Raw genomic sequence first — 20,668 nt, 5'->3', positions numbered from 1 at the left:
AAATATAGCAATCCCGACCTAAAAATCAGGCAGCCACTCAAATAATTCCCTCCCGCATGCATTTGGAGTCCATCGATTTAATCCAGTTTAAAAATCACCTCAAAACAAGCCTGAAGTTCAGCCCTCAGCTCAACTGCTTCATGGGGCTGAACGGCAGCGGCAAAACCAACATTCTCGATTCCATCCATTACCTGTCACTCACCAAGAGTGCAGTGCAAAGCAGCGACACGCTGAACATCTCGCACAGTCAGGACTTTTTTGCCATCAAGGGAAAGTTTCAGATTGAGGAAAAACCACTGGAAGTCCGCTGTACCTTCGAGGCAGGCAAGAAAAAGCTGATCTATCAAAACGGAAAGGCGCTGGAAAAAACCAGCGAACACGTTGGGATTATTCCTATCGTATTGATCGCTCCTGACGATACCGAGCTTATCAAAGGAGGAAGTGAAGGCCGCCGCAAGTTTTTTGACGGCATGATCTCTCAACTCGATCATCAGTACCTGGATCAACTGATCCGCTATCACCATTTTCTAAAGCAGCGAAATGCACTACTCAAACAATTTGCCGAAACGGGCCGAAGGGATCTCACCCTGCTGGGAAGCTACGATCAGGAGCTCATCCGGTTGAGCATAATTCTGGCCAATCGACGAGCGGAACTCTTAGAGCAAATGGCTTCCCTTTTCCAGGATCATTATTCGGAAATCTCCAACGGCACAGAGGAAGTCTCGGCCAGCTACCAAACCGAAGCATTGAGGCCGGATTTCGCAGAATATTTCGTAAGCCTTCGGCAAAAAGACCTGGCCACCAAAAACAGCAATGCGGGAATCCACAAGGATGACTATGACTTCCTGATCGGCGAGCACCCGATCCGAAAGATCGGCAGTCAGGGACAGCAGAAGTCCTTTATCATTGCTTTGAAGCTTGCCCAGTTTCAGATTTTTGAGGAGTACAAAGGCGAAAAACCACTGTTGCTCCTGGATGACATCTTTGACAAACTCGACGATGAGCGCATCGCGAAGCTGATGGAATTGGTGTCCAAAGGAACTTTTGGACAGATTTTTCTGACTGATGCCAGACCGGAGCGATCCAAGGGGATTTTGGGAAATCTGGATGCTGAGGTGAAGTTTTTTGAGGTGGAAAAGGGGGAAGTGAAGAGATAGACTTTTAAGACTTAGAATCTTTATCCGAAATTTTATAGATTAGGTATGTTTAAAGGAAATGATGCGGTCGGCAAAAATTATTTTGGTGCATTGACCGTTTAATTGATTGACTAAAAGAATAAGAAAATGACAATTATTATTGGGAAAAATAATTCGAAAGACGTTTCCAAAATTTTGGATAAAAAGCTTGAGAGATCTGAGAAGACGGGGAATCTTGCCAAGCATTTCGGAAAGTTGAAAAGGGAAATTGATGGTTTAACCTATCAATCAGAAGTCAGAGAAAATGAAATTTGATTTCATCGCAGATACCAACTTTTAAATTTACGTCCATGAAGGACACAAAATGGTTGAGCCTTTTTTGAAATTCAATTTTGGAATTTCATTCATCTCCGAGGTAGAACTTTTGGGCTTTAAAGGAATCTCTAAATCAGATGAAATGCCCATGAGAAAGACTCTCACACAGGGGGATGCCCCGAGCTATCGGGGCAGGGCATTCCATGTGACCAATGAAAAACAAATTATAAACACATGAAATAATACTGAAAAAACTTATAGATGATTGTTTTTTGATCGACTGGAGTACGAAAATCAAAGATCAAACTATCGAATTCAGAAAGATTCGCTAAAACTACCTGATGCTATCATTGCGGCCACCTCATTTGTTTTCAGTGTTCCTTTAGTAACGGCAGACAAAGCACTTTCAAAAATCGAAGAACTCGACTTAGTCTTAATTGAATTATAAATTAAAGAATAAGTTTTTTTCAGAAAAAGACCTGATCTCAATAGGTACCTTTGGGGAGATCTTCCTGACCGATGCACGACCCGAGCGTTCCAAGACCATTATGGGGAAGCTGGATGCTGAGGTGAAGTTTTTTGAGGTGGAAAAGGGGGAGGTGAAAAAGTGAAAAGAGGACGAAGCCCATTATAATTCAAAAGAAAAACGGCTGAACAATCGTCCAGCCGCTTATTATAGATTAAAACGAATACCGATATCCTAAAAGCGTTGAGAAGTAGTTCCCACTGAAGAAGTATTTGTTTTGGTACGTTTGATTCTCAAATTCTATTCGGTTTAAATCGATCACAATGGATGGTTCTCGAAGGTCTAGACCCCATTTGGCAGAAAGAGTCAGCCTAGATTTAGCGGTTAGATCATAAAATAATCCTATCTCCGGTTTAATATGTATCGCTAGCTCTTCAATACTTCTTTGACCATAAATCTCAACCGGTATTCTTGGTTGACCATTGGGTAATCGAATAGCCTGTAATTCACCTCCCGAATACTCGTAATCGCTTTGAGCATTATTAGTAAGGTGCAGTGCAGTTGAGAAACTCAATCCTGCTTTTGGAAAAACAAATAGATCTTTCTGCACCTTTGGTCCAAATGCAAAATAATCGAATCGAGGTCCACCCAAATTGCTTAGTGGGTCTATTGGAGTATAAGTTAGATACAAGTCAAACCTGTAATACTCAAATTCAAAACCATAGGAAAACCCTTTTTCTAAAGACTTAACAAGTCCAAGACTAAAGAAAAAACGATCAGTTGTAGAGGCAACGAGATCATTAAAATTACCCAAGTAGTCAAGTTTTGTATTCCCTGTCCCAAACTTTGTCTCAATTGCCAATTTACTTTGAGCGAAGGAAGCATCAAACAAACACAAAAGGAACAAAGCAATTAATGTGATTCGAATTGGTTTCATGTTAATATTCTTTATCAATCTGTTTCAGATTAAATTGCCAAAAATGTTCCGTTTGGAGAATATCCATGATTTCCACCCGGAACACCATAAAATTGACTTTGTAAATAAAATTTCTCTAAACCTCTTCCTGAGGAATAATATGTAGCTTCTAACTCATTATTTACTGTATTACTTTGAGAAATACTTTTTTGCAATGTACTTCCACTTTTTTTACTTAAATACTCGTAATTCCAAAAAATATAAATAGAGGTAGGGGTAGCTGTCCAAACTAAAGATCCATCCTCTGGTTTTCTCATATGCTTCGCTTTAGAATAAAGTCGAAAAGAAATTGCGGCAGCATCGTATACATGCTTTGCGTCTAACCTATATCGAAAGGTTCCTCCACAATTTCCGACACCAATAACATCTCCATAATCTTGAGAATTATCACATTTACTCCAAGTGCAACCAGCTGTAACTGTATATGCCAATGGGTTGAAAACAGTAGCAATTCGAGCATTATAATGAGTTTTAGGCAAAGTAGATTGGCTGTTTTGCTCCAAAAGTCCAATTACATCATCATCGAAGGAGAACAATCTTATTTCTTCGCTAGAAATATCACCTTTCAAAATAACATCCTTCAATTCTAAATTTTTGGTAACAACGGCTGACCTATTATTGAAATTGAGAAAAATAAGGTAATCCTCAAGAATCACAAAACCATCTTTATCCAAAATTTCCAAAAGCGGACTTCCTTCCCATGATGTGATTCCCTCATATCCTACCTGATTGATCCGAAGATTCTTTCCAGAATTTAACAACTCCCGAAAGTTATCCTGAAAGTTAATGAATGATAACTTTTCAAGTTTCTCCTTTCCTGTGATTAAATTTTCATAATGCTCAAATGAATCAATCTTTAGGGTACCATTTACAATTTCAACTCCAGGATTAAGGCTACCGATTGGAACTTCCTCTTCCAGATTAGTTGTACAACTAAGCCCCCCCCAGGTCATGCTAATGAATAGGGCTACTTTCAAAATGTTTGCTTTGTTTTTCATATTTTAAAGAGTTATAGATTTTCAAGAAAGTTAATGCTTCAAAAACCAGTAAAAAATACCCTGTACAGGGTATTTTTTACTGGTTTTTGAAAAAAAAAGAGGCCGAAGCCTCAATTTTATTTTCTTAGTCTATACCCAAGATTAATTTCAAAATTTATCGGGAATATTCCGTCCGTACCTGTGAGATCAAAGTAATAGATCGGCCCAACGCTTCCCAATAAAGTCCATTTTTCATAGGCTCGTTTAAAACCCCATGTGGGTCCTACCGCCATGCTGTAATTTTCATTGGTCCGTACATTGCCAGCAATTCGTGGGCCGTAGAAAAGGTATCGCATGGCTACAAATTTCCTGCTATTACGTTTCCCTTCTTCAACTTTTTGAAGATTATAGTAATTCCTTCCTTGAATGTCAACAAATGGGGCAAGTTGCCCTTGAAACCCTGACTCTCCGAAGAATGTATTTAGATTGGGATAGGAATAGTTATAACCGATACCAAAATTGTATTCAATCGTCGTCTGTTTCCCGATTGGATTTTCCAAAGCAATCCCTGGATTCAAGACATTTAGGCGAATTTCTTTGGATTCTTGTGAAAAACAATTGTTTACTAGACCAAGGAATACAAAAAGGTTAATCAAATAATTTAAATTAGTCATTTAATTCCTTAAAATATTTTTTTTAGTATTCCCAAAGGAAACTCGAATTTTTCATTGAAAAAATACCCTATATAGGGTGTTTTTTGAGGGTTTTTGAAAATAATTGGAGTAAAAAAAGACTTTTTCAATACTCCTTGATCAGCACCTCAGCAGGAATTTTTAATTTTTCGTAAAGCTTACGAATCATCCCAAGGCTTAATTTTCTTTTACCCGAAAGAATCTCAGATTTTCTGGATCTTGCACCTAAAATGGTAGAAAGATCTGATTCGGATAGATTCAATTGTTCCATCCTAAACCGTATTGCCTCCAAAGGGTGAGGCGAAGGAATTGGGAAGTGTTCCAGTTCATATTCTTTTATTAAAATGGATAGTACTTCCAATTCGTCAGAATCAATAGAGCCTTCGGGTAATTCGAGTTGCATTAACTCGTAAGCCCTTTCCAATGCATCTTCGTATTGTCGGTTATTTTTTATTGGCCTTGTCATAACTAACTGTTTTAGAGTCTATTTTATCGTATTCTCGATGTCTACCAAACCAAACGATAAAGATTATTTTTAGTCTATACTCGATATCTACGATTAGTCGAAAGCTATTTCCATGAATATTAAAAACCACTCTTTTTTCTGTAAGAACTGAAGCATTCCCGTATTGAGCCTTAAGTTCATTTGGATTGTTCCACAATGCTTTACTCGCTTCATCATACCAAGCCAGTAAAGCCTGCTCGGCTTGAGGGAATTCCAGACACCAAGATCTTAAAGTTTGTACTGCAATTACTCTCATCTTCAAAAATAATCAAGTGTTACCATATTGGTACCATTTTCTAAAAAAAAGGCCGAAGCCTCTTTCTTTATTTCCACAAATCGGCAGGATAATCTCCCGCATCGTGCAGCTTTTTCAAGGATTCGATCACCACCGGCCGATCTTCGGTGTAAGTGACCCCAAACCAAGTTTTTCCTCCTTCAAGTATCTCAAAAGCAGCTTCTCCAGCCTTGATCAGATTATTGGCTACGGTTGGGATATAGAATTCCGATTTCAGATTTTCCTGATTTGCTGGAAGAAATTCATTCCACATCTTCTCAATATCCGCAAATACATCTTGGTGAAATCCCCAGAAATTCATGCTGACAGGCGTGTTTTCAGCGATTTCTAGCACTTCATTTTCACCTTTGCTCAGAATCTTGTCGCCTTCGCGGGCGATGGATGTGCGCTCCACCATTCCGATCAGTTGCCCTTTTTCATTGGTTTCGCAGACTCCCCGGCTGACGGTGCCATTTTCGGAAAGTACATTCTGAATCGCATAGCCTACCATGGCATGCAAGTCAGGGCGAACTTCCGTCGAGAGGAATTTGCCCAAGACCTCAAACGCCTCTTTGCCGTAGAAGTCATCCGCATTGATCACGGCGAAAGGTTCCCGAACAGCATCCTTGGCGCAAAGAACGGCATGGGCCGTACCAAAAGGTTTTACCCGATCTGCTTGCTTCAATTCTGCCGGCACAAAGCTATCCAAAGACTGGATGACCCAGTCCACTTCGATTTTCCCTTCCAACTTGGGAAGAAATTTCTCCTTCGCCACTTCCAAAATCTCCTGTCGCACGATAAATACCACTTTGCCAAAACCTGCCCGGATGGCATCAAAAATTGAATATTCCAAAATGGTTTCGCCACTTGGGCCAAATCCGTCAATCTGTTTATTCCCTCCGTATCTGCTGCCCATTCCGGCTGCCAATACTAAAAGTGTTGGTTTGTTAGTCATAGTCTTATTTAAAATCGCTGGCAAAATTAGGTTTTTATCTTCGACAGCCAAATCAGATCATTTAAGGAATGTCGGTTACTATTTTGACAGGATTTTAATTTTTTAACACGAATTAAAATCAAACCAGTATCCATAGAGCCTTATTTTTCAAATATTGAATCGTTTTTTTATTTTTTTGGATGTTTTTTCATCCTATTTATGAGTATTGTTTAATTTTTCACTTACTTTCATGCCATAATCTCTAAAAACCATTTAATCTATTGTGAAAAATGAAAAAAATAGAAGCGATTATCAGAACCTCTCGCTTTGACCAAATCCACGCTTGCGTTTCGAAGCTTGGGGTCAAATTTCTCTCGTTTTACGAGATCAAAGGGATGGGTTTTGAGCATGCACGTCAGGAAATGTACCGGGGCGTCTCTTACGAACCTGCCTACATCCCCCGCACCAAGCTGGAAATCGTTGTGCCTGATGAATTGGCCCCAGGAGTAATTCAATGCATCCTTTCCGAAGGAAAAACAGGGGAAGTTGGCGATGGAAAAATCTTCGTCTACGACGTGCAGGAAGCTTACCGAATCCGAAACAGCGATACCGGAGAGTCAGCGCTTTAAAAACTTACACCACACATCACACCTATTCAGACCTATGCAAGAACCTGTTCAAGACCTTTTCACGGTCAATAATCTTTGGATGATGATTGCCACCATATTGGTTTTCATCATGCATCTGGGCTTCGCCACACTGGAAGCCGGCCTCACGCGATCTAAAAACACTGTAAACATCCTCTTTAAAAACACTATTATTCCTGCAATCGGGATCCTAACCTATGCCTTGATCGGTTTTAATCTGATGTATCCGGGTGCCGACTTCGCAGGAAGTTTCTTCGGCTTCGGCGGATTGGGACTCAGCCTGCCAGAAGGTTGGGACAGCAGCAATTACAATGCGGGCTATACCTACTTCACCGACTTCATCTTCCAGGCCATGTTTGCTGCCACAGCTGCTACCATCGTATCCGGTGCTGTAGCTGAACGCGTAAAATTGGGGCCTTTTATCACCTTCTCTATCTTATATGTAGCCTTCATTTATCCCATCGTTGGCATGTGGAAGTGGGGCGGAGGATTCCTGAGTACGCTTGAAACTCCCTTTTATGACTTTGCAGGCTCCACGATCGTCCACTCCGTAGGTGGCTGGGGAGCATTGGTTGGAGCCTATTTGTTGGGCCCAAGAATCGGCAAATACACCGCTCAAGGCATGAAAGCAATCCCGGGACACAATATTCCCATGGCTACCATCGGAGTATTTTTACTTTGGTTTGGCTGGTTTGGATTCAATGGCGGATCCGTGTTGAGCGCATCTCCAGGATTAGTTTCCAGGGTTTTTGTAACCACTTCACTGGCGGCGGCGGCAGGGGCATTTGGAGCTCTTATTGTCTCCTACATCAAGTTCAAGACCTATGACATCACCATGGTACTTAACGGAATTCTTGCCGGACTGGTAGGGATCACCGCAGGTGCTGACCAAATGGGCATATTGGATTCCGTGATAATTGGCTTTGTAGGTGGGGGATTGGTAGTATTCGGTGTGGTATTATTTGACAAAATAAAAATCGATGATCCTGTTGGAGCTATTTCAGTTCACTTGGTCGGAGGAATTTGGGGAACCTTGGCTGTAGGTCTTTTTGGGGACTTAGCCGGAATGAGCCAAGTGATTTCCCAATTGATCGGAATCGGATCCACTGCGGTATTTTGCTTTGGAACCGCATGGCTGATTTTCTTTACACTAAAGAAGACCATCGGTATCCGTGTCGATGAAAAAGAAGAAGTAGAGGGCCTTGACATCAATGAACATAGCATGCGGGCCTATCCAGACTTCATGACCAAAGATTAACACCAATCAATCAGATTAATGAAAAGCCCCGGAGTGTTGATCTTCGGGGCTTTTTCTCTTTGTGTGAAGTATTAATAAGCTGGTCTGAAATAGCGGTTGAGTATAGGCTGATGACTGCCTCCAAAAGTAGCATAGCACCAATCCTTAAATTCATCGAGTTCCGTTGGCATCAAATATCTTATGCCCTTTTTCAATTCCCGCTCAAACAAATACGCATTGAAACTGACTTTTTGCAAAATGGTCTTCACATATTCTAGCATGGCTGTCTTCATTAGGGTTTATTAACTGATTTTAAGGTAGGATACGTGGCCTTACCCGAGGATGTTACGTTAATTTTGAAACTCCTAATTATAGAATTATTCCTATTTTCGCATCCATGTTCAAAACGTTACTTTGCCTTTCTTTCGTATGCCTTTCTTTTCTGATTGTGGACTTTTCACAAGCCCAAGAAGTCCAGATAGAATTGGGGGCAGACGAAATCGGGCTAAATGAAACATTTACTATCAAAGTCACACTGGCTAACGATAAGATCAAATCCTATGATCAGTTTCCAGAAATCCCGGGATTCCAAAAGCAAGGAATTTCTCAGTCCTCGTCCATGAATATCATCAATGGACAAATGAGCAGCTCAAACAGCATCATTCAATATTATAAGCCAAGCCGAAAGGGCCAATTTACTTTAGGTAATTTCTCCGTTTTGATCAACGGTGCATTATTTGATTCACCCGGAAAAAGGATAACCGTGACTGACCCTGTCAGTTCCCGGGGATTTGGAGGGAATGTTACAGACCCTTTTGCTGATTACTTCGGAAGGGTAGCTGAGGAACCTGAATTCATCGAACTGGAAGACGATGCGTTTTTCTCAGTTTCGGTAGATAAAAAGGAAATTTTCGCAGGAGAAGGATTAAATCTCAACGTGGCATTTTACATGTCAGAGCAAAATCAGGCCCCATTCCAGTTTTATGAAGCGGGAAGACAGCTGGATGCGATTTTGAAAAAACTCAAACCCAACAGCGTCTGGGAAGAAAATTTCAACATCACCAATATTGAACCTGAGATGGTCAATATTAACGGTAAAAAATGGATTCGGTACAAGGTTTACGAGGCTTCATTTTTCCCTTTTTCCGAAGGAAAAATAGAAATTCCCCGCCTCCCTTGGGAGATGATCAAATACCGGGTTGCAAAAAACCCCAGTTTTTTCGGGGCCAGCCGGCAGGAAGACTTTAAGACATTCTACTCCAGCCCACAAACCATTACCGTCAAGCCACTCCCTCCCCATCCACTCAAAAATGAAGTGAGTGTGGGCGTATTTCAACTTAGGGAAAATATCAGCATGCTTGAGGTGGAAACCGGGCAGGGATTCGAATACAATTTTGGGGTAAATGGAGTTGGAAACATCAATTCGGTCTCTCCACCCAAGCGAATGACAGGCACAAATCTCAGTACCTTTGACCCCAATGTCAGGCAACAAATCAACCGTGGTTACGGACGGGTCTCGGGGATCAAAGAGTTTAATTACTATATCACCATCAATGAAGCCGGGAATTATGAATTGGATGATCACTTCCAGTGGATTTATTTTGATCCGGTGAGGGCCGTCTATGATACCCTTATGCCAAGTGCAAAAATTATCGTATCCGGCGAAAGCAAAGTAAATCAGGCACTTTCAGGCCAGCGATTGGGGGGAATCTACGATCGGATCGGAACAGAAAGCAATCAGTTTTTAAACGAGCAATATAAATACTACTTTACGACCGTAATTAATCTGCTACTTCTGGGAGCAATTGCCCTTCTCGCGGTTCTGATAATCAAGAAAAAATAATGGGAAATTCATTCGGAAAGCTTTTCAAGCTAACCACTTTTGGTGAATCACACGGAAAAGCTTTAGGTGCAATCGTAGAAGGTTGTCCGGCTGGTTTGGAATTGGATGAGTCCAAAATCCGTCTAGAAATGCAACGCAGAAAACCCGGTCAATCCAAAATCACCACGCAGCGAAAAGAAGAAGATGAAATCGAAATCCTTTCAGGAGTATTCGAAGGAAAAACGACCGGTACTCCGATCGGTATCGTCATCCAGAATGCGGATCAGAAAAGTAAGGATTACTCTCATATCGCTGATAAATTCCGCCCTTCACATGCGGATTATACCTATTTTGAGAAATATGGCATCCGGGATTATCGCGGAGGTGGCCGGTCCAGTGCCCGCGAAACTGCTGCAAGAGTAGCAGGTGGCGCTATTGCAAAGCAATTTTTGGAAGCCAAAGGAATCAGTATGCAGGCTTTTGTATCACAAGTTGGAGATTTGTCGCTTGAAAAAAACTACACCGAGCTCAATCTGAGCCTTGCAGAAGAGAATATTGTCCGCTGCCCTGATCCAGAAATGGCAGAAAAGATGATTTCGCTAATCGATCAAGTGCGTCTCGAGCGAGATACGATCGGTGGCGTGGTGACCTGTGTGATCAAAAACACCCCTCCCGGACTTGGAGAGCCTGTTTTCGACAGACTTCATGCGGAACTTGGCAAAGCCATGCTCAGCATCAATGCGGTCAAAGGCTTTGAATATGGGAGCGGCTTTGATGGGGTTAAAATGCGTGGATCACAACACAACGACACTTTTTTCAAAGAAGGCGAAAAAGTACACACTTTAACCAACCATTCAGGTGGAATACAAGGTGGAATCAGCAACGGCGAAGACATTTACTTCCGCGTTGCCTTCAAGCCTGTGGCCACGATCATGCAAGATCAGGAATCTTTGAACGAGGCTGGAGAAACTGTCACCGTCAGCGGAAAAGGGCGGCATGACCCCTGTGTGGTTCCCCGCGCGGTACCGATTGTGGAGGCAATGGCGGCATTAGTCATTGCAGATTATCTTTTGTTGGCAAAAAGCAATAAACTGCAGGAAATTTAATCCTAAGAAGATGTTGAAAAAATTACCCCTTCATACCCAGATAATCATTGGACTTGTCTTAGGACTTATTTTTGGATTGGTTTCCATACAGTTTGGCATTCCAAAATGGATCACATTGGACTTCATTAAGCCCGTAGGGACGATATTTATCAATGGACTGAAAATGATTGCCATGCCGTTGGTTTTAGCGTCCTTGATTATCGGAGTCTCCAATTTGGGAGATATTTCCAAGTTGAGCAGGATAGGTGGCAAAACACTTTTTGCTTTCCTGATCACAACCATCATCGCGATTTGTACAGGTTTGGGCTTGGTTAATCTCTTTAAACCCGGCGAAGGTCTTCCGGATTCTACACGGGAAAGCTTGATGGCCATGTATGAAGGCGATGCCGGACAGCGTGCCGAAGCTGCCGCAGAACTTCAGGATCAAAGTCCGCTTCAGCCTATAGTAGACATGGTACCTCAAAATTTATTTCAGGCTACCACCGACAACGCCGCAATGCTACAGGTTGTATTCTTTGCGATTTTAGCCGGAATCGCTCTGCTCCAAATTCCAAAAACAAAAGCAGAACCGGTGATCGCTTTCTTTGACGGGTTCAATGATTTGATCATCCAAATAGTCAATTACATCATGGTCATCGCACCCTATGGGGTCTTTGCTTTGATGGCTTCCCTGATTGTAGAGATTGCCGGTGACAATCCTCAGTCTGCCGTAACCTTGCTTCTAGCCCTATTAAAATACAGTTTGATTGTATTGGGAGGCCTTTTCTTTATGATGCTTGTCATTTATCCCATTCTTTTAAAATCTTTCACCAAGGTAAAATATGCAGACTTTTTCAAAGCAATTCGTCCGGCCCAGTTGTTGGCATTTTCTACCAGTTCCAGTTCAGCTACACTGCCTGTAACCATGAAGTTGACAGAGGAGGAATTAGGGATTTCTGAAAATATCACCAGCTTTGTCCTTCCACTCGGAGCGACCATCAACATGAACGGGACTAGCCTTTACCAGAGTGTGGCGGCCGTTTTTATCGCGCAAGCCTTGGGAATGGATCTTACTTTTTCCCAGCAAATCATGATCGTGCTAACATCTACTTTGGCTGCAATTGGATCTGCGGGGGTTCCCGGTGCCGGATTGATTATGCTGATCGTGGTCTTGGAGTCCATCGGAGTTCCTGCGGCAGGCATTGCGCTGATCATGGCTCCTGATCGAATCCTTGATATGTTCCGTACGGTGGTAAACGTTACCGGAGATGTAGTAGTCACAACAGTGGTCGCCAGTACGGAAGGCGAACTTCCTGAGGGAATGCTTCGCAAAGGGAATCCATTCACAGCCAACGAAAGCGTCCAGGAAGAAACCCCATAACAGCAAAGCCCGGAATTGACTCCGGGCTTTTTTTTCAAATCTTGCCACATCCTTAGCTTCCCGCAGGGCTGATTCCCAAATTTTAAAACTTATACAGTATTAAAATTAAATTTTCAGTCACTTTCTTTTTCTTTGAGAAAAATTAAACCGGAGGTCTGCGGGGTCAATTGAACTGAATCTTCAATTTACTTTTTGCCGAAAAGAGCCTTGATGCCCAAAAAAATCTGTTTGAATCCTTCCTTCATAAATCCTTTAGATTCCTGAATCCGGGGTTCTAATTCTTCTTTTTTCTCCTGGAATTCGCGTTCCAGCATTTCCTTGCCTTTGCGTAATTCCTCTTCCAATGAGGTTTTGTTGTCTTTTAGGTCTTTGATCTTTTGCTCAATTTCTTCCTTGACATCGGCCCCTACTTCAGCACCTTTTTGAATGAGGTCCTCAATTTTGTTTCCTATTTCCTGGAGAACATCTTCAATATCCTGGGTTGTGGATTTCTTATTTTTCATGGCCAAAAGTGTCTATTTAGGTGATCAAGTTAGCGGAAAATATTGAAAACCAGAGACGTTCTAAAAATCAGCCTTCAATCGGCTCACCGGATTGAGTTTGCTTTTCATACAGGTCTGTATAAACTCCCTTTTGACTCATCAGTGAATCATGATCTCCCCGCTCTATGATTTTACCATCATGCAGCACAATGATGTGATCTGCAAGTTTTGCCGAAGAAACCCGATGGGAAATGATCACTGAAGTTCTGTCTTTCATGATCTTCCTTAGCGCAGTCAATATGGAGTTTTCGGTTTTAGTGTCTACTGCAGAAAGACAGTCGTCCAAAATCAGAATTTTTGGTTCTTTTGCAATAGCCCGAGCAATAGCAACCCGCTGCTTTTGTCCCCCTGAAAGCGTTATCCCCCGTTCCCCAAGCATAGTTTTAAATCCCTTCGGGAAGTCGACAATATTTTGATAAACATCGGCGTCTTTCGCTGCTTTTTCAATTACTAACTCATCTGCATGGTCCAATCCAAAAGCTATATTATTTGAAATAGTATCCGAAAATAAAAATACATCCTGGGGAACAAATCCGATTTGCTTTCGCAATCCAGATATGTTGTAATTGCGGATGTCCAGACCGTCAATCTTGATGCTGCCTGATATCGGGTCGTACATTCTCATCAGCAAATTGGCTATCGTGGACTTACCCGAGCCTGTTGTACCGATGATTCCCAAAGTTTGGCCTGCCTTGATTTCAAAGGAAACCTTATCCAAAGCCCTGATTCCTGATTCGGGATAGTGAAAAGACACATTTTCAACCACGATTCCACCGTGAATATTAGCCTCCAGATTCCGAGAGCTCACGATGTCATTTTTGATATCCAGAAACTCATTGATCCTGGTCTGAGAAGCCGCAGCACGTTGCACAATACTGGTCACCCACCCGAGAGAGGTCACCGGCCAGGTCAAAATACTGACGTAAAGAATAAATTCTGCAATAACTCCATACCCTATTTCCCCCTGTATCACCTGGATACCTCCTACATAAACGGTGATGATCGTAGAAATCCCCACCAAAGCCATAATCAGGGGAAAAAACAGGGCATTCACCCGGGTCAACTCTATGGATTTGTGTTTGTATTCCTCACTTGCGATTGCAAATTCTCTCGCAGAATCCTCTTCGCGTACAAAGGCCTTCAAAACCCGAATTCCGGAGAACGCTTCCTGAACAAAAGTACTCAATTCAGATAAACTGCGTTGGATTTTCTCAGACCGCTCGTTTATCAGGTTGTTAACAAAATAGATACTGATGGACAAAATTGGTAATGGGAGCAAAGAGTAAAGTGTCAGTTCGGCATTCACCGATATCATATAAAAAATGACCAAAGGGAAAAGAATCAACAGATTGAGCCCATACATGATAGCGGGACCCAGATACATCCTCACGCGACTCACATCTTCGGTGATCCTGGCCATCAGGTCTCCGGTACTGTTTTTTCTGTAGAAGCTTAAAGGAAGGTTTTGGTAGTGATTGAAGATTTCATTCTTCATGTCATATTCCACTTTTCTTGACATGATTATGATGGTCTGCCGGATCAAAAAGAGGAAAAAACCCCGAAGCAAAGCCATTATTAGGATCAGAATTCCAAAAATAAAAACGAAATCCAAAAAATTTTCCCGTGCCGGTTCACCCATTCCTCCCTGCATTAATGGACGATATATTGAGAAACTTTCCACCACATAATCTATGGCAATTCTAACAAGTTGCGCGGGAATGATTACGAAAATGTTGGATATGACGGTAAATAGTATCCCCAACAACAGCAAACCCTTGTATTTATATAAATACTTATTAATTCTCCAAAGTGACTTCACCAAATAAAAATTTTAAAACCGAGGATAAACTTATAGAAACTGCGGATGTAAATCCTTTGCGGGCTGATAAAAGTATTTAATTTTGTACCAGCCTATCACAGTTAGGCAACAACCCAAATATAACATATTCTAAAAAGCTAAGTTCAGATGTTGGAGATTAAAGCAACCGAAAGCGTGCGAGAAGGGTCTATTTTTGGACAAATCAGCACGATGGATCATGAGCAGCTGGTCGTTTGCCACGACCAAGCCACAGGCCTTAAAGCCCTCATTGGAATTCACAATACCGTACTTGGTCCAGCCTTGGGAGGCACCCGGATGTGGCCCTATGCTTCAGAAGCGGAAGCCATCACTGATGTGCTTCGACTTTCCAGAGGAATGACTTTTAAAAACGCCCTCGCCGGACTTAATCTTGGAGGAGGCAAAGCTGTACTCATCGGTAATCCAAGTTTGAAAAATGAAGCTTTCCTGAGAAGATTCGGCCGATTTGTGGAGAGCCTGGGCGGACGCTATGTCACTGCCGAAGACGTGAACATGAAGACTTCAGACATGGAATATATCGCCATGGAGACCCGTCATGTCACCGGATTGCCACAAATCAAAGGCGGTGCCGGGGATCCTTCACCGGTGACTGCATTCGGAGTGTATATGGGGATGAAGGCCGGTGCGAAAAAAGCGTTCGGAACTGATTCATTAAGCGGCAAGAAAATCGGCGTACAGGGTGTGGGTCAAGTAGGCAAATACCTAATCGAATACCTCGTCAAAGAAGGTGCAGAGATTATCATCACAGACATTTTCGAAGATAAATTAAAGGAAATAGCCAATGCCTCCGGTGCCACCATCGTGGATCCAAATGTAATCTATGACCTCCCGATGGACATTTACGCTCCGTGTGCGCTAGGTGCTACCATCAACGATCAGACCATTGAAAGGCTGAAATGTGCTGTGATAGCAGGTGGGGCCAACAATCAGTTAAAGGATGAAGACAAGCATGGAAAAATACTGATGGAGAAGGGAATCATCTATGCTCCTGACTTCCTGATCAATGCCGGTGGCGTAATCAACGTTGGCGCCGAGTACTATGGGGATTATCACAAAGAGTCAGTCTTCGCTCAAACAGAAAAGATTTATGATACCTGCCTTGGCATACTGGATAAAGCTGAAAAAGAAAAGATCCCAGCACAACAAGCTGCAATCGAAGCTGCAAAAGCCAGAATTGAAGCCATTGGGAGGGTGAAACTTCCATTCTAAGCTTAAATTCGAAATTCTAAAAAGCCACTGAATTTTATAATTCGGTGGTTTTTTTTGTCCACTACCAGAAGGCTATACCCCATGCAAATTCCCTATATTTGCATCACATTACCAATCTCTATGCTAAACAGAAGAATCCTCAGGGTCAAGGCATTTCAAAACCTCTATGCCTTTGAACAATGCAAAGGATCTAATATCACTATTGCCAGAGACTTCATACGGGAGTCATTTTTACCCGATCTCAACAGTATGGAAATTCAGGACAAACCTGCTTTAATCAAAGATTCGGACGAAGCTGTCAAGCTATTTGACCAAAACCTTGAAAATGGAAGTATCCTAAAGTCCTCCACGGCAAAGCCCAAGATCAAGCAAGTGGTGCTTGAGGCGATCAGGCAATTTCAGGCAGCGACTGAAAAAGACCGTCAGTTTATGCTAAAGAACATGATCGTATCAGCAGAAAGAATACCTCATCTCTATTTACTGGCTATAGAACTCTTGCAGGCATTTGCAAAGCATGTGGAAAAAGAGATCGAAAAGAAGAAAAAACTGGCTGGCGACAATCCCATTGCTTTTGCAAATGAGATGAACTTGGCCAACAATCAGGTTTTGAAAAACATCCGAGAATCCGCTACCTATAGGGCAGCGCTTGCACGTAACCACGTCAACTTGGATGATATCGAACTTGAACTTAAAGAATGGTTCCGAGATTACATCAAAACTTCAGAAACCTATCAGGAATATCTGCTCCTGGTCAATCCTTCCATCGATCAGGATTATGAAGCGGCTGATGACCTTCTGAAAAAGGTTATATTTAAAAATGAGGTGTTTTTAAACTTTTTCTCGGAAAAGGATCTGAATTGGACAGAAAACAAATCAGTAGTACGCAGTTTGGCTTCAAAAGTCCTTAAAAATGCGTCCCAGCCTGAGCAGGTAGAATTGGATTCACTGCCTGAAATAGCAATCAACTGGGATGAGGATAAGGAGTTTTTTCAAAATATATTTAACTTTACCATCGAAAATATTGATTCGAGTAAAGCAATGATTGCTCAAAAAACCAAAAACTGGGACATTGAAAGGCTTGCCTTTACTGACAAAATCATCATTTCGATGGCCATTGCCGAGATGAAGAATTTCCCAAGCATCCCGGTGAAAGTGAGCATCAATGAGTACATTGATATTTCCAAAACATACAGCACGCCAAAAAGTAAGCAATTTGTAAACGGATTGTTGGATGTTTTGGCAAAAGAATTAACCGATAGTGGCCAAATCCGTAAGAGTGGTCGAGGACTTTTAGACAATAAATAAGGAAACCATGAGTAAAAGTACAAATTCACTGATTGCATTTGCATTGGGCGCAGGAGTAGGTGCGGCATTAGGCATTTTGTTTGCACCTGATACCGGTGTCAACACCCGTGACAAACTTTCTTTCAAACTTTCCAAATACAAGAAAGAATTGGAAGAGCTGATCGGAGACCTGGTCGAAGGAAAAGAACTCCATCTCAATGAGGCTAAAACAGAAGGGAAGAGAGTCATCTCTGAAGCGAAAAATAAAGCAGAAAACCTGCTCAATGATGTCAATAAATTAATCGATCAAATAAACCAAGGAAACAACTAATATGAAAATCAAATTGCTAAGCGTTTTCGCTTTGGTGTTGGTTTTGGCCAGCTCTTGCGAACAAAAAAATGATCAGGCGGCAAAAATTCAAGCATTGGAGGATAAAATAGCCCAACTTGAAAACAACAATACTGCCATAACCCCTGTAAATGCACAGACAACTACTTCTGCAGATCCCAGTACCTTGGGCGCATTCGGTTTTACCGAAGAAGAATTTGACTTCGGAACTATCAATGAAGGACAGGTGATTGAACACATTTTCAATTTTACCAATAACGGTCAATCTCCATTGGTAATTTCCAACATTACTGCTTCATGTGGCTGCACAAGTCCGGAGTGGACAAAAACACCGGTAAACCCGGGTGAAAAAGGTTTTGTGAAAGTGGTGTTCAACTCCACCGCAAAATCAGGCGCACAGGCACCTACGGTGACGATCCAAGCAAACACAAACCCTACGGTAACCCGATTGAGAATGAAGGGTTCTGTTACCCCTAAATTAGTAGGCGCATCAGCTCCAGCTGGTCCATTGAAGCGATAATTATGAACGAATCAATTCTTGGCCAAGTATTTCTTTTTGGATCGATCATTCTGATCATGTATTTCTTCATGATCAGACCGCAGCAAAAGAAACAAAAGGACACTAAAAAATTTATTGACGAAATCAAAAAAGGAGATGATGTCGTAACGATCGGCGGACTCCACGGCAAAGTGTACAGTGTGGACGGGGATACCGTTCAGATTGAACTGGATCGTGGACTTAAAGTGAAAATTGAAAAATCCGCTATCTCACTAGACTTCTCCAAAAAGTCAACCACAACAAAATAAACTGAGCTTTGCCGGAAACAAAAAAATCCTCCGGAAGGATTTCTTCCAGAAAACTCTCTAATCTAAAAGTGGTAGTCCTCTGTATCGCAGCGGCTGCCACTTTTTGGATTTTAAATGCCCTCAATAAGGACAATTATACCACCATTGTAGACTACCCTATCGCTTGGAGTTTTGATGAGGAAAAGTATATGGCCGTTCAGCCCCTGCCCGAAAGTTTCCCCATTCAAATCTCCGGAGATGGCTGGGATCTTCTACGCAAATATTTTAAGCTGAATGAACCTCCCTTTGTCATTAATTTGGCTGATCCTGCATCCAGAAGCTACATCCTTACTGCCGACCTGAAGCGGCCATTGGGAGATTTCATCACCCCCACCACCCTGTTGGGAGCTTTGGAAGATTCGATTCATTTTAAAATAGATAAAATTGAAACACGAAGTTTAGACTTGGCAGTAGATTCAACCAGTTTTAGTTTGGCCAAAAACGTGGAAATCGATGGTGAGATTGTTTTTTCTCCCAAGAAAATAACACTAACAGGTCCATCCTCCTTATTGGATTCTTTTGAAGGAAAATTTCCTGTGTCTTTAGCTGAAAACCGAATCAGTGAAAACTTCAAAAAAACAGTCCCAGTAGGAATTGACAAAAATCTAGCTGATTTCGTCAGACTAAAAGAGCAAACTGTCGAAGTAAGCTTTTCAATAATTCAATATTTGGAAGGAAATAAACGGCTCAAAATCACTAAAATCAGTTTCCCGAAATCAGTGAGGTTGGAAAAGGAAGACATCACTCCAATGATGACTTATTTGGTCGACGAAAATAAAGTCGCCGATTTAAAAGAAGTGGAATTTGAAGCATTTTTGGATTATGGAAAGCGAAACCGCGTGGACAGTACAATTTCCATTGAGGTTAGACCAATTCCAAAATACATTAAAAATATCACGGTGGAACCGGCTATTTTCAAGCTGAAATATGATTAATTCACGGCCATTGTGGGTGGGAATTACAGGCGGAATAGGCTCTGGCAAGTCCACTGTATGTCAACTTTTCAAACTTTTGGGAATTCCGGTTTATTCGGCTGACGACAGGGCAAAAGTGCTCATGACAGTCGACCCAACTCTAAAATCACAAATTCTTGAAGAATTTGGAGAGGACTCATATCTTCGCAATGGAGGTGTTAACCGGGCCTATTTGGCACAAAAAGTATTTTCTGATCCGGAGAAAGTGGAAAAAATAAATTCCTTTGTCCATCCGGCTGTGGCAAAAGATTTCAAGCAATGGGCAGAAATTCAATCCGCTCCATACCTGATCAAAGAAGCCGCATTACTTTTTGAAACCGGTGCTGCAGAAGAACTGGATCGGGTGATCAATGTCAGCTCCCCGTTAAAAATCAGAATGGCTCGAGTATTGGCCCGGGATCCACACCGAAAGGAAGACCAGGTAAATCAAATCATCAACCGGCAGCTTCCCGATGAACAGAAAAACGAACGGGCTGATTTTGTCATCAAAAATACCGACACTAAACTGCTGATACCCCAGGTACTCGAGATTCACAAGAAGTTATCAACTTCCGAATAGAAAGGGGGACGGTATTATTCTGATTGGGAAAACGGAAGAACCTGCTTGGAGCAGTGCCTATGACCGAGTTTTGAAAAAAGCGCTGAAAACATTCAGGTCATTTTTCTAAAATTTAAATCTGAAACAGGAATTACCTTAATTCCTCATACCAGGTCTTGTGAACAATTTTCCACTTCCCTTCCACCTTAATCAAAGTCAAAAAGTCATAATAATAAATCCCCGGCCAGTGAAGTTCTGTCTCGACTGAAGCAGTATAGCCCGCTATACGCAAAGACTTTATGGAGTTTAGATATTGGGCAGGATTACGCGGATCACCTTCTACGGTTCCGTTTGCCCAGCCTTCAAATGCTGTCACTGTGAAGTTTTCCCCCCGATACCCAATCAATCTTGCCTCAGGGTGAAACGCTTCTTCTAACATAGTCCGGTCTCGTTGGATCATTCCTTCAAAATAGAGGTTGACAGTTTTGGTGATTGCTTCGATTTCATTTTGCTGTGCAAAGCAAAAAATTGGAAAAAAACTGAAAACCGCTAAAAACAGACTTTTCATCTATTTATAATTTGATTTTTTTGGTCAGATGGAATCTCGCAAGTTTGATAATC

At 41.9% G+C, this 20,668-nt stretch carries 24 protein-coding genes; 14 read left to right on the top strand and 10 right to left on the bottom strand.

From position 1 onward, the window contains the following. Window positions 1–56 precede the first annotated feature (56 nt). Both recF and BLQ81_RS22200 read left to right on the top strand, forming a co-directional pair. Window positions 57–1,157: a DNA replication/repair protein RecF gene (gene recF, locus BLQ81_RS05850; protein ID WP_092729021.1), complete on the top strand. Its 1,101-nt coding sequence runs from the start codon at window positions 57–59 to the stop codon at window positions 1,155–1,157. Window positions 1,158–1,888: 731 nt separating this feature from the next. Then, window positions 1,889–2,062: a hypothetical protein gene (locus BLQ81_RS22200; protein ID WP_175454172.1), complete on the top strand. Its 174-nt coding sequence runs from the start codon at window positions 1,889–1,891 to the stop codon at window positions 2,060–2,062. A 69-nt stretch (window positions 2,063–2,131) separates the two neighbouring features. Here BLQ81_RS22200 and BLQ81_RS05835 read toward each other — a convergent pair whose 3' ends face one another. The 6 genes from BLQ81_RS05835 to BLQ81_RS05810 all read right to left on the bottom strand — a co-directional run bounded on the left by BLQ81_RS05835 (window position 2,132) and on the right by BLQ81_RS05810 (window position 6,296). Then, window positions 2,132–2,854, bottom strand: coding sequence for a hypothetical protein (locus tag BLQ81_RS05835; protein ID WP_092729018.1), 723 nt, complete (start codon window positions 2,852–2,854; stop codon window positions 2,132–2,134). Between the two features lie 29 nt (window positions 2,855–2,883). Further along, on the bottom strand, window positions 2,884–3,891 hold the full coding sequence (locus tag BLQ81_RS05830) for a hypothetical protein (RefSeq protein WP_092729017.1): 1,008 nt from the start codon (window positions 3,889–3,891) through the stop codon (window positions 2,884–2,886). 116 nt (window positions 3,892–4,007) lie between these two features. Continuing rightward, on the bottom strand, window positions 4,008–4,544 hold the full coding sequence (locus tag BLQ81_RS05825) for a hypothetical protein (protein ID WP_092729016.1): 537 nt from the start codon (window positions 4,542–4,544) through the stop codon (window positions 4,008–4,010). A gap of 124 nt (window positions 4,545–4,668) precedes the next feature. Continuing rightward, window positions 4,669–5,028, bottom strand: coding sequence for a helix-turn-helix domain-containing protein (locus BLQ81_RS05820; protein WP_092729015.1), 360 nt, complete (start codon window positions 5,026–5,028; stop codon window positions 4,669–4,671). Next, window positions 5,006–5,323, bottom strand: coding sequence for a type II toxin-antitoxin system HigB family toxin (locus BLQ81_RS05815; RefSeq protein ID WP_092729014.1), 318 nt, complete (start codon window positions 5,321–5,323; stop codon window positions 5,006–5,008). The genes BLQ81_RS05820 and BLQ81_RS05815 overlap by 23 nt, the downstream gene beginning before the upstream one ends. Window positions 5,324–5,390: 67 nt before the next feature. Then, window positions 5,391–6,296 carry a nucleotidyltransferase family protein gene (locus tag BLQ81_RS05810; RefSeq protein WP_092729013.1) on the bottom strand — a complete coding sequence of 302 codons (906 nt, stop codon included), beginning with the start codon at window positions 6,294–6,296 and terminating at the stop codon, window positions 5,391–5,393. A gap of 269 nt (window positions 6,297–6,565) precedes the next feature. Here BLQ81_RS05810 and BLQ81_RS05805 point away from each other — a divergent pair, with 269 nt between their 5' ends. Together BLQ81_RS05805 and BLQ81_RS05800 are read left to right on the top strand one after the other, a co-directional pair. After that, window positions 6,566–6,904 (top strand): P-II family nitrogen regulator, encoded by a 339-nt coding sequence (locus tag BLQ81_RS05805; protein ID WP_092729012.1) that lies wholly within the window; start codon window positions 6,566–6,568, stop codon window positions 6,902–6,904. Between the two features lie 34 nt (window positions 6,905–6,938). Continuing rightward, window positions 6,939–8,180, top strand: coding sequence for an ammonium transporter (locus tag BLQ81_RS05800; RefSeq protein ID WP_092729011.1), 1,242 nt, complete (start codon window positions 6,939–6,941; stop codon window positions 8,178–8,180). A gap of 71 nt (window positions 8,181–8,251) precedes the next feature. Here BLQ81_RS05800 and BLQ81_RS05795 read toward each other — a convergent pair whose 3' ends face one another. After that, window positions 8,252–8,440, bottom strand: a complete 189-nt coding sequence (locus BLQ81_RS05795) for a hypothetical protein (RefSeq protein WP_092729161.1) — start codon at window positions 8,438–8,440, stop codon at window positions 8,252–8,254. Window positions 8,441–8,556: 116 nt separating this feature from the next. Here BLQ81_RS05795 and BLQ81_RS05790 point away from each other — a divergent pair, with 116 nt between their 5' ends. The 3 genes from BLQ81_RS05790 to BLQ81_RS05780 are packed head-to-tail and all read left to right on the top strand — an operon-like array spanning window position 8,557 to window position 12,447. Next, complete coding sequence (locus BLQ81_RS05790) at window positions 8,557–10,002, top strand: BatD family protein (protein ID WP_092729010.1); 1,446 nt, start codon at window positions 8,557–8,559, stop codon at window positions 10,000–10,002. Beyond that, complete coding sequence (gene aroC, locus BLQ81_RS05785) at window positions 10,002–11,087, top strand: chorismate synthase (protein ID WP_092729009.1); 1,086 nt, start codon at window positions 10,002–10,004, stop codon at window positions 11,085–11,087. Before BLQ81_RS05790 ends, aroC begins: the two co-directional genes overlap by 1 nt. A 10-nt stretch (window positions 11,088–11,097) precedes the next feature. Then, window positions 11,098–12,447, top strand: a complete 1,350-nt coding sequence (locus BLQ81_RS05780; RefSeq protein ID WP_092729008.1) for a dicarboxylate/amino acid:cation symporter — start codon at window positions 11,098–11,100, stop codon at window positions 12,445–12,447. 185 nt (window positions 12,448–12,632) lie between these two features. Here the strand turns inward: BLQ81_RS05780 and BLQ81_RS05775 are convergent, their stop codons facing one another. Both BLQ81_RS05775 and BLQ81_RS05770 read right to left on the bottom strand, forming a co-directional pair. Then, window positions 12,633–12,950, bottom strand: a complete 318-nt coding sequence (locus BLQ81_RS05775) for a hypothetical protein (RefSeq protein WP_092729007.1) — start codon at window positions 12,948–12,950, stop codon at window positions 12,633–12,635. A 67-nt stretch (window positions 12,951–13,017) separates the two neighbouring features. Further along, complete coding sequence (locus BLQ81_RS05770; RefSeq protein WP_092729006.1) at window positions 13,018–14,808, bottom strand: ABC transporter ATP-binding protein; 1,791 nt, start codon at window positions 14,806–14,808, stop codon at window positions 13,018–13,020. Between the two features lie 147 nt (window positions 14,809–14,955). Between BLQ81_RS05770 and BLQ81_RS05765 the strand changes: the two genes are divergently transcribed. From BLQ81_RS05765 to coaE, 7 genes are all read left to right on the top strand, one after another. After that, window positions 14,956–16,056, top strand: coding sequence for a Glu/Leu/Phe/Val dehydrogenase dimerization domain-containing protein (locus tag BLQ81_RS05765; RefSeq protein ID WP_092729005.1), 1,101 nt, complete (start codon window positions 14,956–14,958; stop codon window positions 16,054–16,056). A gap of 120 nt (window positions 16,057–16,176) precedes the next feature. Beyond that, on the top strand, window positions 16,177–17,361 hold the full coding sequence (gene nusB / locus BLQ81_RS05760; protein ID WP_092729160.1) for a transcription antitermination factor NusB: 1,185 nt from the start codon (window positions 16,177–16,179) through the stop codon (window positions 17,359–17,361). Between the two features lie 7 nt (window positions 17,362–17,368). Continuing rightward, window positions 17,369–17,671 (top strand): YtxH domain-containing protein, encoded by a 303-nt coding sequence (locus BLQ81_RS05755; RefSeq protein ID WP_092729004.1) that lies wholly within the window; start codon window positions 17,369–17,371, stop codon window positions 17,669–17,671. A 1-nt stretch (window position 17,672) separates the two neighbouring features. After that, window positions 17,673–18,209 (top strand): DUF1573 domain-containing protein, encoded by a 537-nt coding sequence (locus tag BLQ81_RS05750; RefSeq protein WP_092729003.1) that lies wholly within the window; start codon window positions 17,673–17,675, stop codon window positions 18,207–18,209. A 2-nt stretch (window positions 18,210–18,211) separates the two neighbouring features. Beyond that, complete coding sequence (yajC, locus tag BLQ81_RS05745; RefSeq protein ID WP_092729002.1) at window positions 18,212–18,496, top strand: preprotein translocase subunit YajC; 285 nt, start codon at window positions 18,212–18,214, stop codon at window positions 18,494–18,496. A gap of 8 nt (window positions 18,497–18,504) precedes the next feature. Continuing rightward, the gene (locus tag BLQ81_RS05740; RefSeq protein ID WP_092729001.1) at window positions 18,505–19,470 is read left to right on the top strand and encodes a YbbR-like domain-containing protein; all 966 of its coding nucleotides are present in this window, start codon (window positions 18,505–18,507) and stop codon (window positions 19,468–19,470) included. Further along, window positions 19,463–20,068 carry a dephospho-CoA kinase gene (gene coaE / locus BLQ81_RS05735; RefSeq protein ID WP_092729000.1) on the top strand — a complete coding sequence of 202 codons (606 nt, stop codon included), beginning with the start codon at window positions 19,463–19,465 and terminating at the stop codon, window positions 20,066–20,068. The genes BLQ81_RS05740 and coaE overlap by 8 nt, the downstream gene beginning before the upstream one ends. 130 nt (window positions 20,069–20,198) lie before the next feature. Here coaE and BLQ81_RS05730 read toward each other — a convergent pair whose 3' ends face one another. Then, window positions 20,199–20,615: a nuclear transport factor 2 family protein gene (locus tag BLQ81_RS05730; RefSeq protein ID WP_092728999.1), complete on the bottom strand. Its 417-nt coding sequence runs from the start codon at window positions 20,613–20,615 to the stop codon at window positions 20,199–20,201. Window positions 20,616–20,668 lie beyond the last annotated feature (53 nt).

The sequence above is a fragment of the Algoriphagus alkaliphilus genome, from assembly GCF_900103735.1.
Lineage (GTDB): Bacteria > Bacteroidota > Bacteroidia > Cytophagales > Cyclobacteriaceae > Algoriphagus > Algoriphagus alkaliphilus.
The sequence above is the reverse complement of the archived record's forward strand: the minus strand, read 5'-3'. Positions and strand labels throughout refer to the sequence as shown.

Bases quoted from the DNA above. Each gene is read 5' to 3' on its own strand.
- BLQ81_RS05805 (WP_092729012.1), top strand. From the start codon at position 6,566: ATGAAAAAAATAGAAGCGATTATCAGAACCTCTCGCTTTGACCAAATC.
- BLQ81_RS05810 (WP_092729013.1), bottom strand. From the start codon at position 6,296: ATGACTAACAAACCAACACTTTTAGTATTGGCAGCCGGAATGGGCAGC.
- BLQ81_RS05730 (WP_092728999.1), bottom strand. From the start codon at position 20,615: ATGAAAAGTCTGTTTTTAGCGGTTTTCAGTTTTTTTCCAATTTTTTGC.
- BLQ81_RS05835 (WP_092729018.1), bottom strand. From the start codon at position 2,854: ATGAAACCAATTCGAATCACATTAATTGCTTTGTTCCTTTTGTGTTTG.
- coaE (WP_092729000.1), top strand. From the start codon at position 19,463: ATGATTAATTCACGGCCATTGTGGGTGGGAATTACAGGCGGAATAGGC.
- nusB (WP_092729160.1), top strand. From the start codon at position 16,177: ATGCTAAACAGAAGAATCCTCAGGGTCAAGGCATTTCAAAACCTCTAT.
- yajC (WP_092729002.1), top strand. From the start codon at position 18,212: ATGAACGAATCAATTCTTGGCCAAGTATTTCTTTTTGGATCGATCATT.
- BLQ81_RS05825 (WP_092729016.1), bottom strand. From the start codon at position 4,544: ATGACTAATTTAAATTATTTGATTAACCTTTTTGTATTCCTTGGTCTA.
- BLQ81_RS05790 (WP_092729010.1), top strand. From the start codon at position 8,557: ATGTTCAAAACGTTACTTTGCCTTTCTTTCGTATGCCTTTCTTTTCTG.
- recF (WP_092729021.1), top strand. From the start codon at position 57: ATGCATTTGGAGTCCATCGATTTAATCCAGTTTAAAAATCACCTCAAA.
- BLQ81_RS05795 (WP_092729161.1), bottom strand. From the start codon at position 8,440: ATGCTAGAATATGTGAAGACCATTTTGCAAAAAGTCAGTTTCAATGCG.
- aroC (WP_092729009.1), top strand. From the start codon at position 10,002: ATGGGAAATTCATTCGGAAAGCTTTTCAAGCTAACCACTTTTGGTGAA.
- BLQ81_RS05780 (WP_092729008.1), top strand. From the start codon at position 11,098: ATGTTGAAAAAATTACCCCTTCATACCCAGATAATCATTGGACTTGTC.
- BLQ81_RS05755 (WP_092729004.1), top strand. From the start codon at position 17,369: ATGAGTAAAAGTACAAATTCACTGATTGCATTTGCATTGGGCGCAGGA.
- BLQ81_RS05800 (WP_092729011.1), top strand. From the start codon at position 6,939: ATGCAAGAACCTGTTCAAGACCTTTTCACGGTCAATAATCTTTGGATG.
- BLQ81_RS05830 (WP_092729017.1), bottom strand. From the start codon at position 3,891: ATGAAAAACAAAGCAAACATTTTGAAAGTAGCCCTATTCATTAGCATG.
- BLQ81_RS05775 (WP_092729007.1), bottom strand. From the start codon at position 12,950: ATGAAAAATAAGAAATCCACAACCCAGGATATTGAAGATGTTCTCCAG.
- BLQ81_RS05750 (WP_092729003.1), top strand. From the start codon at position 17,673: ATGAAAATCAAATTGCTAAGCGTTTTCGCTTTGGTGTTGGTTTTGGCC.
- BLQ81_RS05820 (WP_092729015.1), bottom strand. From the start codon at position 5,028: ATGACAAGGCCAATAAAAAATAACCGACAATACGAAGATGCATTGGAA.
- BLQ81_RS05765 (WP_092729005.1), top strand. From the start codon at position 14,956: ATGTTGGAGATTAAAGCAACCGAAAGCGTGCGAGAAGGGTCTATTTTT.
- BLQ81_RS05815 (WP_092729014.1), bottom strand. From the start codon at position 5,323: ATGAGAGTAATTGCAGTACAAACTTTAAGATCTTGGTGTCTGGAATTC.